Origin of the sequence: Halostagnicola sp. A-GB9-2, assembly GCF_030068615.1 — an archaeon.
Taxonomy (GTDB): Archaea; Halobacteriota; Halobacteria; order Halobacteriales; family Natrialbaceae; genus Halostagnicola.
Genome location: NZ_JASJOC010000013.1, coordinates 80,877 through 92,181, shown reverse-complemented (window position 1 = coordinate 92,181; position 11,305 = coordinate 80,877). Strand labels below are relative to the sequence as shown.

The 11,305-nt window shown below is 60.5% G+C and carries 17 protein-coding genes and 2 pseudogenes; 10 read left to right on the top strand and 9 right to left on the bottom strand.

All coding sequences use genetic code 11. From position 1 onward, the window contains the following. The coding region (locus QNM96_RS20180; protein ID WP_283838598.1) for a universal stress protein at positions 1–196 on the top strand (196 nt) is incomplete at its 5' end. Positions 197–294: 98 nt separating this feature from the next. Further along, a pseudogene (locus tag QNM96_RS20175) lies at positions 295–640 on the top strand (SHOCT domain-containing protein). Between the two features lie 48 nt (positions 641–688). On the opposite strand, the gene QNM96_RS20170 reads toward QNM96_RS20175, so the two are convergent. The 3 genes from QNM96_RS20170 to QNM96_RS20160 all read right to left on the bottom strand — a co-directional run bounded on the left by QNM96_RS20170 (position 689) and on the right by QNM96_RS20160 (position 2,578). After that, on the bottom strand, positions 689–1,036 hold the full coding sequence (locus QNM96_RS20170; protein ID WP_283838597.1) for a DsrE family protein: 348 nt from the start codon (positions 1,034–1,036) through the stop codon (positions 689–691). A gap of 92 nt (positions 1,037–1,128) precedes the next feature. After that, positions 1,129–1,560, bottom strand: coding sequence for a PKD domain-containing protein (locus tag QNM96_RS20165; protein WP_283838596.1), 432 nt, complete (start codon positions 1,558–1,560; stop codon positions 1,129–1,131). A gap of 286 nt (positions 1,561–1,846) precedes the next feature. Next, on the bottom strand, positions 1,847–2,578 hold the full coding sequence (locus QNM96_RS20160; RefSeq protein WP_283838595.1) for a DsbA family protein: 732 nt from the start codon (positions 2,576–2,578) through the stop codon (positions 1,847–1,849). Between the two features lie 239 nt (positions 2,579–2,817). Here QNM96_RS20160 and QNM96_RS20155 point away from each other — a divergent pair, with 239 nt between their 5' ends. Both QNM96_RS20155 and QNM96_RS20150 read left to right on the top strand, forming a co-directional pair. Continuing rightward, positions 2,818–3,366 (top strand): hypothetical protein, encoded by a 549-nt coding sequence (locus tag QNM96_RS20155; RefSeq protein WP_283838594.1) that lies wholly within the window; start codon positions 2,818–2,820, stop codon positions 3,364–3,366. Beyond that, positions 3,363–3,911: a hypothetical protein gene (locus tag QNM96_RS20150; protein WP_283838593.1), complete on the top strand. Its 549-nt coding sequence runs from the start codon at positions 3,363–3,365 to the stop codon at positions 3,909–3,911. The genes QNM96_RS20155 and QNM96_RS20150 overlap by 4 nt, the downstream gene beginning before the upstream one ends. Positions 3,912–3,924: 13 nt before the next feature. Here QNM96_RS20150 and QNM96_RS20145 read toward each other — a convergent pair. Continuing rightward, a pseudogene (locus QNM96_RS20145) lies at positions 3,925–4,622 on the bottom strand (DUF2270 domain-containing protein). A 163-nt stretch (positions 4,623–4,785) separates the two neighbouring features. Between QNM96_RS20145 and QNM96_RS20140 the strand changes: the two are divergent. Next, complete coding sequence (locus QNM96_RS20140) at positions 4,786–5,100, top strand: thioredoxin family protein (protein WP_283838605.1); 315 nt, start codon at positions 4,786–4,788, stop codon at positions 5,098–5,100. 19 nt (positions 5,101–5,119) lie between these two features. On the opposite strand, the gene QNM96_RS20135 is transcribed toward QNM96_RS20140, so the two are convergent. Together QNM96_RS20135 and QNM96_RS20130 are read right to left on the bottom strand one after the other, a co-directional pair. Beyond that, positions 5,120–5,338, bottom strand: a complete 219-nt coding sequence (locus QNM96_RS20135) for a hypothetical protein (RefSeq protein ID WP_283838592.1) — start codon at positions 5,336–5,338, stop codon at positions 5,120–5,122. Positions 5,339–5,442: 104 nt separating this feature from the next. Then, positions 5,443–5,631 (bottom strand): hypothetical protein, encoded by a 189-nt coding sequence (locus tag QNM96_RS20130; protein ID WP_283838591.1) that lies wholly within the window; start codon positions 5,629–5,631, stop codon positions 5,443–5,445. 183 nt (positions 5,632–5,814) lie between these two features. Here QNM96_RS20130 and QNM96_RS20125 point away from each other — a divergent pair, with 183 nt between their 5' ends. From QNM96_RS20125 to QNM96_RS20105, 5 genes are all read left to right on the top strand, one after another. Then, positions 5,815–6,171: a helix-turn-helix domain-containing protein gene (locus tag QNM96_RS20125; RefSeq protein WP_283838590.1), complete on the top strand. Its 357-nt coding sequence runs from the start codon at positions 5,815–5,817 to the stop codon at positions 6,169–6,171. Next, positions 6,171–6,437 (top strand): hypothetical protein, encoded by a 267-nt coding sequence (locus QNM96_RS20120; protein WP_283838589.1) that lies wholly within the window; start codon positions 6,171–6,173, stop codon positions 6,435–6,437. Before QNM96_RS20125 ends, QNM96_RS20120 begins: the two co-directional genes overlap by 1 nt. A gap of 102 nt (positions 6,438–6,539) precedes the next feature. Further along, positions 6,540–7,244, top strand: coding sequence for an SCO family protein (locus tag QNM96_RS20115; protein ID WP_283838588.1), 705 nt, complete (start codon positions 6,540–6,542; stop codon positions 7,242–7,244). Further along, positions 7,245–7,826, top strand: a complete 582-nt coding sequence (locus tag QNM96_RS20110) for a TlpA disulfide reductase family protein (protein ID WP_283838587.1) — start codon at positions 7,245–7,247, stop codon at positions 7,824–7,826. A 3-nt stretch (positions 7,827–7,829) separates the two neighbouring features. Then, complete coding sequence (locus tag QNM96_RS20105; protein ID WP_283838586.1) at positions 7,830–8,495, top strand: cytochrome c biogenesis protein CcdA; 666 nt, start codon at positions 7,830–7,832, stop codon at positions 8,493–8,495. Between the two features lie 160 nt (positions 8,496–8,655). On the opposite strand, the gene QNM96_RS20100 is transcribed toward QNM96_RS20105, so the two are convergent. The 3 genes from QNM96_RS20100 to QNM96_RS20090 all read right to left on the bottom strand — a co-directional run bounded on the left by QNM96_RS20100 (position 8,656) and on the right by QNM96_RS20090 (position 11,249). Continuing rightward, entirely contained in the window at positions 8,656–8,916 is a 261-nt protein-coding gene (locus QNM96_RS20100; protein WP_283838585.1) for a hypothetical protein, read from the bottom strand. Between the two features lie 64 nt (positions 8,917–8,980). After that, positions 8,981–10,459 (bottom strand): dihydrolipoyl dehydrogenase, encoded by a 1,479-nt coding sequence (locus QNM96_RS20095; RefSeq protein ID WP_283838584.1) that lies wholly within the window; start codon positions 10,457–10,459, stop codon positions 8,981–8,983. Positions 10,460–10,694: 235 nt separating this feature from the next. Then, positions 10,695–11,249, bottom strand: a complete 555-nt coding sequence (locus tag QNM96_RS20090) for a class I SAM-dependent methyltransferase (RefSeq protein ID WP_283838583.1) — start codon at positions 11,247–11,249, stop codon at positions 10,695–10,697. Between the last annotated feature and the right edge of the window lie 56 nt (positions 11,250–11,305).

Sequence of the window (11,305 nt, the reverse complement as noted above, 5' to 3'; positions counted from 1 at the left end):
GATCGAGACGCGAATCGAGGTTCAACAGGGCGATCCTGCAGACGAAATCCTCGCCGTCGAAGACACCGTCGACCCGACGACGATCCTCGTCGGCTCGCGTGGTCACAGTCGGCTTCGTAGACTGCTGCTCGGCAGCGTCTCCGAGGATCTCGTCGCACAGGCGAACGGAAACGTGATGCTCGTCCCACCGGCCTGAATGCCGGCCCAGCCCGTCGCGTCTCGAACCGTAGCGATATTGTGACGGCGTCGAAATTGTGACCGGAATTTATCATGAGGGCGGTCGAATCGCCACGTATGGCCGACGACACGACGCTCCTCCGAACGGTATTGTTCATCGCGGTGCTCGTCACACTCGTCCCGCTGGTCCTGATGGCTGTCGCCTTGGCCGATGATGAGGATGTGGGGCGGCGGGCACATGTGGAATGATGGCGCGTGGACTGGCCCGGGAAGGTGGTTAGTTGGCTGGGTCCCCCTCCTGGTGCTCCTCGTCGTCGGCTACCTAGTGTACAGGGCCATCGTCCGCTCGACTCGCACCGAAGATGACCCGGCTCTCGAGGAACTCCGACTCGCCTACGCCCGCGGCGATATCTCGGACGAAGAGTTCAAGCAACGACGTGAGCGACTACGGCGGGACGAGTGAGTAGCACAAAGAGGTCTGAGCACTGTACTGGATGTCACTCTGCACTTACTAACCGATCGTCAGCACGCGATTAGCCGCCCTCACGATCTCGAGCAGATCCGACATCGTCGACATCGGACAGTACTCGCTTTCCTCGCTGTTGCGAATCTCGAGACACGTTCCACACGCCTGCAGGTCACCACCGACATCGACGAACGCTTCCATTCGGTCACGAACGTCGAATTGGTCATCAGTGATCTCCTCGGCCTCGACGCCTTCTCCCAGCAGGAATACTGACACGTCGTGTCCGTTCTCGACTGCCGTAATACCGAACCGTAGCGCATTCCAGGCGCGTTCGGGATCTGCAGTCTCGAGAACGATTCCGATACTGTCAACTGTCGGTTCCGATTGTTGCATTATAGATATGTATTGTATCCCCAATAGTATAAACTATTCCCTCCTCCCATCGAGAAAGTGAGTGAAACGAGTTCACGGGAAGAGCTCGGCAATCAGTCCGTCTGAACCTCGATATCTCCGACCTGGGTCGATTCGTGGTACGTACAAATGTACACCGACATCTCTTCAGAGGCAACTACACCCTCGAGGGTCGTCTCTTCGCCTTCTTCGCTGACGTCGTCGCTTTGATAGTCGTCAATGATCTCGTCATCCTCGTCTCGTATCTCTAGATTATGCGTCACGCCGTCGGCATTGATCCACCTGAAGTCGTATTCGTTCCCCTCGATGAGCGTGATAGTTGGATTGTCCTCGCCGTCGATGATACCGGGTTCCAGCCCGGTCCACGCCTCGACATGGCCTTCGAAGTAGAACTCGTCGACATCTTCCCACTCGTCGTCGGCCTCGCCATTATCCGCTCCGTCCGGCTCCTCCTCGTCCGTGTCGTTTTCTTCTCCAGGTCCTCCGCATCCTGCCAGTGCTGCCATACTAACTGCGCCACTCGCTCCAAGGAACACACGACGTGTCAGATCATTATTTATAAAGATCTCTATCACCAGACGGCCTCATAAACGGCATTAGGCATTAGACAGACTATCTTTGTGGACCGGACCTGGTATTCCTCTTTGGACGTTCAGAAACAGCGACCGAACGGAACAGCGACGCGATCGATCCTCCACACAAGTTTCTGACGAGCTCCTTCGCTGCAGTAATGGAACGCAAGAATCGACAACCGTTGCACGTCAGTTCGGAACTTCAGCCGTGGACTTCTCGCTACGCTTCTCGTATCTGCTCGAGTGCGTCTGCGAACCGCTCTAGTGGCTGGGCGCCAACTAGCGTCCCAGCCGCCTCCGTTTCCGGGTCGAAGACGACGAACGTCGGTGTCCCGCGGATGTCGAACGCCCTTGCCTGTTCCGCGTCGGCTTCGACCGCATCTTCAAACTCCGAGCGCTCGTCCTTGAGACACGCCTCGAGTTCGGCGGCGTCGACGTCCGGAACCGAGTCGGTGATTTCGAGGAGGCTGTCGGCGCTGGCCCATCCCGAATTGCGCTCGCCCTGTTCGGCGAAGACCGCAGCATGCCAGTCCCAGTAGGCATACGGGTCCGATTCGTGGACCTGCTCCCAGACGCACCTGGAGGCGATAGCGCTGGTCATCGAATCCGGGCCAAAGAAAGGGAGCGTGACGAAGACGAGACGAAGTTCACCGGACTCGACGTACTCCGAGACGAGTTCGGAGAGCGTCTCCCGCTCGAACTGTTCACATATCGGACACTGGAAGTCGGTCCAGTAGTAGATCTCGATCGGTGCGTCCGAATCGCCCATGATCGGTTTTCCCGCCAGGTCGATGCCGAGTGCTGACGTCTCTTCGCTCGCGTGCATCGTCGGCGAAAGGGAGCTACTGTCGTCGGTATCGTCCGAGCGGGAGAGATAGTAGACACCACCACCACCGAGCGCGAGGGTCGAACCGGCGAGCACGGCCCGACGGGTCGTTTGATCAAGCGACATTCGTGTTCGGTTGCTGGTTCACATCGCTTCCTCGTAACCGACGTGCCGATTTGCTGAGTCAGCAAAACGGAGGAGTACCTTTGTGGTAATCGTGCGACGAGACACCTACTCGTGGTATCGAGCACGCTCGAGACAGTTCGGAGACGAATCGTGAGTCGCCCGTCCTCGAAGCCCAGTGGCGACCGTCGGTCCATGAAACCCGTCGGAAGATGTCTGTCCACAAACTGGGTGAAGGTGTTATGAACTGGAACGACTCGACCGCCAGATTTGGCCGGAACCTTTCGGATGCGCTACGGTATCCGTTCGAGTCCTGGCGCGGGACGGTCGGCTTCGTCCTCGTTACGGTCGGCACCTATAGCCTGTTGATACTGAGTACGATGCCGGAGTTCGCGCTGCAACTGTTGGGCGACGGCCTCCACTGGTTCGATTACGTCCTCGTCTCTCTGACGGAGTCCGTATACCTAACCGACGGCATCACGGGGCTGGCGATTATCGTGTCTTACGCGCTCCTGACCGGCGTTTCCGTCGTCAACGCCGTCGCACAGCTTCGGCTCGTTGGCCTCTCGGGTGCGACGAGTGTATCCGGCATCCTTCCGGGCCTCGTCGCATCCGGCTGTGCGAGCTGTGGGGCAGGTCTGCTCGCCTTCCTCGGGTTTGCCGGCGGACTGACACTACTGCCGTTCGACGGCACGTTCCTCCAACTCGGGGGTCTCACACTCTTGTTGTTCTTTCTCGGACGAGCAGGCCATCCCGAACAGTGCGTCGTCTCGCTGGAGGGATCACAGTGACAAGAAGAGGACACCACCGATTACTCGGCGCGAACCGGCGGGCGGTCGTCCGGGGAGCCATCACGTCGATGGGCGTGTTCGCCCTGTTCGGTCTCGTCACCGGACTCGTTCCGAACCCGCTTTTCGTTCGGATGGTGCCACGGACGGGCTCCGATTATCTGTTTCTCACCCTGACCGCACTTCTCGCGGGCGTCTACGTCGCCCAGCGTCTGGCGACTGACGTCCGCAACGCTGGTGACCTTGAGGGCGAGGCAGCCGACCGAGACGACGGCGGCGATTACGATTACGACCTCAATCACGATCATCGCCACGGTGAGAACGGCGAAGCCGATACGGATCGGCTGGCGTTCGGCGGTTTAGTCGGCGGATTTCTGGCGGTCAGCTGTCCAATCTGTAACGCCGTCCTTCTGGCGCTGTTCGGTTCGTCCGCGATCATGACGTACTTCGATCCTCTGCGGCCCCTGCTCGGTGCGGTCTCGGTCGCACTGCTTGCGGGGTTGATTTACGATCGCCACCGACGCTCGTGTCCGACGTGTGCGTCATAGGCGTGATCGACGATCAATCCGTGTCTTTCCAGTCGCCAGCCTCGACCTCACGAAACTCTCCTTTGGCCTCACGTTCGCGCGGCCAGAACATTACGACGAGTAACGCCGCGTAGAACGTTCCGACGACACCGAGAACGACAGATCCGGGGACCGTTCCGACTGCTGCGGCGGGGAGAGCGACGTCTGTGACGAACGCCGTCACGCGAAAGAGCCACGCGAGACCGGGATGAGCAACAGGGCGAAGTAGATACGTCGAAGTCGGTTCGACACGGCCTCGAACATCGTAATCTTGTACGTCGGGTATCGGTAATCTTCCCCCAGTTCGGTTCGCCAATCATCGTGTTCGACCTCCCGTGACGAATCGAGCGCATTCGTGAAGAGATCCTGCTGGAAGAGGCGAACGCGAGAACGGTAGACGTCGTAGTCGCGGTTCCGACGAGCCTCGATCCAGCAAAACAGGCCGACGGCCAGCACGCCGACGAGAATGACGTAATGGGGATTGTCGGGGCTCGAGAACGCTCACGTGAGGATCGCAGCCATGATCGTAACGCTCCACGTCGTCGTCTGGTCCAGTCGGTATCGCCAGGTCGTTTCACCATCCAACTCTCCGCGATAGGCGTCGCCAAAGACCGTACTCAACTCTGACGTGTCTTGTCCCATCTCGCACCCCGGATCGGCCGCTGCCTCCTCGGTATCGGTGTCGTCAGTCATCGGCCTTCGATCGTCCTTCGGAATGCAACTCAAAATAACGGTGGGCGAGGGAAGATCTTGTTATTATTGCACAATCCTCAAATAGTCCCGGCACGTAGAAATCTCAATGACTGACACGGTATACGAAACGACTGGTGTTGCAGAGAACGCACCGTAGACGCCGATTCAGCTGAACGACGCGGCCGAGTACGACGACCTGCTCGAGGCCCACGATCTCGTGCTCCTCGAGTTCGTCACGTCCGGGTGTGCTATCTGTGCGTCCATGGGGTCGGTGCTCAGTGTAGTCGCGTGGAGCGCCACAGGTGCGGTGGTGACGGTAAACGCCAGGCTCGTTCCGGACCTCGCCGACGAGTTCACCGTACGACGCGTCCCGACGTTCGTCGTGCTAAAAGACGGCGAGGAAGTCGACCGACTCGATGACGGCTTCCAGTCCGCAGACACGCTCGTCGACGTCCTCGAAACGCACGCTGAAGAGTGATGACGACGGCTCGCTTGAATTACTCGCATGCCGAACAGCCCGCCCGCCAGCGGACGACGAATCCGATGACTCCCAGCGTCAGCACCGTCACGATGATCTGTCCGAGGCCGGCGCCTAGTCCAGCCGCGGCGCCACCGCCTGCCAGCCCAACAGCGCCAGGAGCAAGCGCCAGACAGCAGAGGCTCGCCGCGCCTGCAAGGCCGAATAGCGACCGTCGTGACGCAGTCTTTGAATCCATGCGAGCACTCTATGTGGATGACACGGATAGACATTGTGGACCGGAATAGAACGAACGTCGTGACAACGTCGAGCGACGGATCATATGGAAATTGGTCTCCGCAATCATCCCCAGAACGAGGCGTTACCGAGACAGTAAAACAACGCCACCCAACCGACGAAAAGGCCCGCGATGACGATAATGAAGTCGGCCAGACACGTACCGACGATAACACAGTATCCGATCCCGAACGTCAGGAGTACTAACGAGAGAGCGAACAAGAAGTGACATCGCCGTTCGACCGTCGGATCCATAACTCGATGTATTCCGACTGATCTCAAATAACCATGTCAGCAGTTCGTTGATTATCACAGGACTCGATATGATAACTGGTGAAACGCCGAGTGTATACGCTGACGCAAGTATAAGACGCTCTCGGTGATTTGCTGAACCAGCAAACCGTGGCCTATTTGAGCGTGATTAATAGAATGTATTGCGTGCAACACGGAGGCACCGCAGATTCGGTTGATATATTCCAAATTCTTGCGGACGAGTACGCACGGAAGATTCTTCTTGCAGCCGATCGACCGAAGACTGCGAAAACGCTCAGCGAGGAGTGCGATGCCTCATTGACGACGATCTATCGCCGAGTCTCGACGTTGCAGGAACACGATCTCGTCGAGGAGCACCACACCGTCGACTCGGACGGCTCTCACCGAAGCGAGTTCGAAACATCACTCGAGGAACTTCACGTCGAGATCAGCGACGGCCAACTCTCGTTGACGATCGAAACGCGCGACGAACTCGCGGACAATTTCACGTCGCTATGGAGCGATCTCCGGGGTGGTGACTAGTGGAAGTGTCGTTTCTGATGGCCAAGCTAATTACGCTCGTCTTGAGCCTCGTGGTTGCGTACCTCGCGTATCACGGCTACCGGCGAAGCGGACAGACGCCCATGCTGTACGTTTCCGGCGGATTCGTTTTCATTGGCGTCGGCGCAATCTGTGAGGGGCTCATCTATCAGGTATTCGGAACGACGATCGCGTCCGCAGCACTCGTACAGGGGATCATAGTCTCGAGCGGCATGGTTCTCGTACTGCTATCGCTTTGGAAACAGTAATACGAGTTTCGCCGGAGATAGTTTTATCCCCGCTACACACCAATTTTTCCGAGCCAGGGAATCGTCGGATAGCGTTTATCAGCCGAATCGAAATACCGAGCTATGAATCGGCGTACATGCCTCCGATCGATCGTCGCCTCGAGTCTCGTCGCCACTGCAGGCTGTCTCGAGTCGCTGTCGTCCGGTGATGACGAGTCGAATCGAGCACACGCGGATGGCGTCATACTTGGGCCACCAGAACAGGATTTGAGCGAGGCGTCGCATCCGAGCTACGGTGAGGAGTTTCCAGCGGTCGAGTTTCCGGATCCGCTGACGGGTGAGACCGTCTCAACCGAGCAGTTCGTCGGCGAGCGTACTACGCTGATGACGTTCTTTTATACGTCGTGTCCGGACGGCGCGTGTCCCGCGCTTCTCTTGCGGTTACGACGAGCCCAGGAGGTTGCGGCCAAAGAAGGGTACGGGGACGACGCTGCATTCCTCGCGATGACATTCGACCCCGAACGCGACACCGAAGCCGAGTTGCGAGCGTACGCTGACCAACAAGGGGCCGATCTCGTTGCCGGTAACTGGCACTTCTTGCGTCCGAACCGATACGAGAATGCAAAAGCGAGCCTCACTGAACAGTTCGGACTGCCACTCGAGAAACGGGACGCCGACGAGTACGAGAATCTCGAGTATATGTTTCCCCACTACAACTACATCTTCCTCGTCAACGAGCAGGGACGCATCGAGCGTGTGTATCCGGACGGAGCGACCGTCGACCCGTCGCAGGTGGTCGACGACTTCGAAACGGTGGTGACGGCGTAGATGCGACGGCGAGACGTCCTCGCTGGTCTCGCCAGTGTCGGGGTCGTCGGTGGTGGGGGCGTACTGGCGGTCCGTGGGGTACCCTCGTTCGAAACCGAGAGCGACGACCCGGAAGCGACGGATGGAGCGGGGACGACGGCTCCCGATCCGATCACGATAGAAACGGTCGAGGCGCCTGGCAGCGAGGCTGGCGAGGTTCGGATTCCGGCGACCGAGCGGGTGACGTTCGTCGATTTCTTCGGGACGTGGTGTCCGCCGTGTATCGAGCAGATGCCCGCACTGGCCGAGGCGAACGATCGCATTGGATCGGACGTGCTGTTTCTCTCGGTCACGAACGAGGCGGTCGGCTCGTCCGTCACCGAGGACGAACTAGTCGACTGGTGGGACGAACACGACGGTGACTGGCTGCTCGGCCTCGACCCGACTGCCGAACTGACCGCGCGGTATCTCGCGGGCGGCTACCCCTCCGCCGTCGCGATCGATACGGACGGACGCGTTCAGTGGTCCGACTCCGGTGTCAAAACCGCAGACGAACTCGTCGCAGGGATCGAACGAGCGCTCGAGGCGGAGGTAGCGACGTAACCGATGCTCGACGCCGCGTTCCTCTCGGCGATCGGGTTCGGACTTACTGCAGGTCTTGCAACCTTCTTCAGTCCGTGTGCGTATCCGTTACTGCCGGGGTACGTCGGGTTCTACGTCAGTCAGACCGACGGTGACGACGCGACGCTCGGTGGCGCGCTCCTCCGCGGTGGGGTCGCCGGCATCGGTGTGATGGGGACGCTTGCTGTCCTCCTGGGAGCGACGTTCTGGCTCGGCCAGTCGACGGTCTCACGACTCACGTTCTTCGAGTCGCTCGTCGGCGGGTTGCTGGTGGGTTTCGGGGTGCTCGTCATTCTGGGGTGGGTACCGTCGCTGTCGATCCCGCTTCCAGAACGCCGCTCGAGCGTGCTCGGGTTCGGAATATTCGGGGCCGGCTACGCGCTCGCTGCAGCCGGGTGTGTCGCCCCCGTGTTTCTCGCCGTGGTCGCCCGCGCGCTGTCATTGTCGGCCGACGCAGCGGCAGTCGTGGTGGTGACGTACGTGGGCAGCGTCGTGATGTTGATGCTCGGGATGACTGTCGCGACCGGGATGGGGCTGGTCGCGAGTGCGGGACGACTCGCGGCGTACGCTGGCCATCTGAAGCGACTCGCCGGAGCCGTGATGATCGTCGCCGGAGTCAGCCAGCTCTATCTAGCGCTCGTCGTCTACTGACGACGACCGGTCAACGGGACACGTCGTATCACGGCCGCGAGCCGATCGGTGGCCCGACGCGTTCCGTCGTTCTGTCGAGCAGTGTGTGGTTGCCTGGACGACGAGGTGCGACGGGCTGGTCGAAAACGCGATGAGCGCCGAACGATGAGCGATGAACAGCTCACATCGCCCGTGCGAACCCGATGACCAACGCCAGCGCCACGCCGGCCAGGAGGGCGAGCATCGAGTGTTCCGTCTCGTAGGTCCGTGCCTCCGGGAGCAGGTGGGCTGCAGAGACGTAAATCAGTACCCCGGAGACGAACCCGAGCAGGAGACCAAGCTGACTTTCGCCCAACCGGCTCACCAGGGGATAGGCGACGAAGGCACCGATCGGTGTCGTCAACGCCGCGACGAAAAACGCGATCATCGTCGATCCCTGCATTCTTCGGGTGTGTCAAACGCTCGCGATTGTTCACGACGCGTGGAGACGAGGACTCGAACGGCGCTCAGTTGTGATGGTCGTGCTCGTGACCGTGATGGTCGTGTGCCTCGGGCCCACGACGGACGAACTGTCCCGCAAAGGCCCGATCGACGACCTCCGAGAGCGCGGGATGGACGTGAACCGACTCGCGAATATCCCAGACGGTTCCGGTCCCCGCTTTCATCGCGACAACGACTTCCTCGATGAGATTCGACGCTTCGGGACCGACGATGTGACAGCCGAGAATCATCCCGTTCGGCTCGATGAGGACTTTCACGAATCCCTCGACCTTCATCGCGCTCCCGCGGGCGGTGTCCTCGTACCGATACGTCCGTGTGGCGTACTCGCGATCGTGATCGCGGTCGTCCGCCTGCAATTCTTGCTCCGTGGCGCCGACGCCGGCCACCTCCGGCGAGCCGAAGACTGCGAAGGGCATCGCCGTGTAGTCGACCGGTTCGAGGTCGTCGCCGAACAGATTCCGGACGACGGTTCCGGCTTCGTGATTCGCGTTGTGTTTCAGCAGGTATTCGCCGACGATATCGCCGAGCGCCCAGACGCCCTCGGCTGTCGTACGGAGATACTCATCGGTTGCGACGAACCCTCGTTCGTCGGTCTCGACGCCGGTCGCCTCGAGGTTCAGCAGATCTGTGTTTGGCCGCCGACCCGCCGCGATCAACAGCGTGTCGCCGGTGACGGTCGCGTCCTCGTGTTCGGTCAAGTCAGGCCACGCGGCCGGATACGGTCGCGCTTCGACCTCGATCTCGCCGTTGGACTCGGACGCACTGACGGCTTCGTAGCCCGTGTAGACGTCGAACCGGTCGGCGTAACGGTCGGTGAACGCTGTAGCGACCTCCTCGTCCGCCTGCGGCAGGAGGTGCGGGCGACGACCTACGATTGAGACGTCGCTCCCGAACGTGCCGAAAAAGTGCGCGAGTTCGGCCGCGATGTAGCCGCCGCCGACGATGATGAGGTCGTCGGGCGGCGCTTCGAGTCCCAGTGCCTCCGTACTGGTGAGATAGTCGACGTCCTCGAGGCCGTCGATCGGCGGAACCGTCGGTCGCGTCCCGGCTGCAATGAGGACCGTCTCGGCGTGGGCGCGCGAACCGACGTCGGGGCCGTCGCCGATCTCGATTGTTCGGTCGTCGACGAATCGCCCTTCGCCCTCGAGGAGCGTGTGCTGGGTCGACGTTCGTAACCCGTGGTGGATCGACTCAGCGCTTTCGGTGACGTCCTCGTTCACCTCGCGGACGATGTCGGCGAAGTTGACGTCGGTTACGTCGGCGTGGATACCGAACTCGTCGGCGCGCTCGACGGTCTTCATCACCTCGGCGTGGTACAGGAGTTTCTTCGAAGGGATACAGCCCCGGTTGAGGCAGGTGCCGCCGAGCGGCCCTTTCTCGACGACGGCGACCGACTGACCGTGAGCGGCCGCAGCGCTCGCGACGTCCAGTCCCGACCCCGAGCCGATCACAAGAAAATCGAACGTTTCGTCGATCGTTCCCATACGGACCATCGCGACGTCCAGTGCCGTTAAACTCACACGCGCTCGTTCCTAGTCGCTGGCGGGTTTCGTTGCGGCGCACGATCGGGGTCGGGATCGAGATCGTATACGCCGACTGCGGGAAGCGTCATCGAAATCGTCGTCCCTTGGTCAGACTCTGAGACGGACAGCTGTAGTCAATTATCGCCGATCGAGCGAGTCGAGAAGTCGGTCCACCGCCAGACAGCTCGGCGAGACGTTACCGACGAGCAACGACCGCCAGCGTCTCCAGACGGTCGTAAACGCGCTCGACGGTAAAGCTAGCGTCCTCGAGCTGATCGACGACCTCGTCGACTCCGAACCGTTCGTCGACATCGGGGCCGTCCTCACCCGTCCCGTCGGCCGACCAATCGACGGTGACGAGGCGGCCATTCGGCCGAATCACGCGGGCGAGCTCTGCCATCGTTTCGTCCGTTGCGTACTCGTGGTGTGTCATCGTTGAGAAGGCACCGTCCAGCTCGTCATCCTCGAAGGGCAACGAATCGATACCGGCCGTGACCAGTTCGACGTTCGCCGCGAGTTCTTCCTCGCGATGGTACTCGTGCATCTCCTCCTGCAGGTCGACCGCGTACAACGTATCGACGAACGGCGCGATGTCCCGCGAGTAAAAACCCGTTCCCGAGCCCAGATCCGCGACGACGTCCTCGGTCTCCGGCGCGAGCATCTCGACCAGTTCCTCGCGCGAACAGAAACGGTACCGCGACGGGTCCTCGAGTTTATCGGCGCGCTCAACGGGGAACGTGTGAAATCCCATGCATACAATTTTGGGCGTGATACACAAGAGTGTGCGCTTTCGTGTTCGGTCGGCAC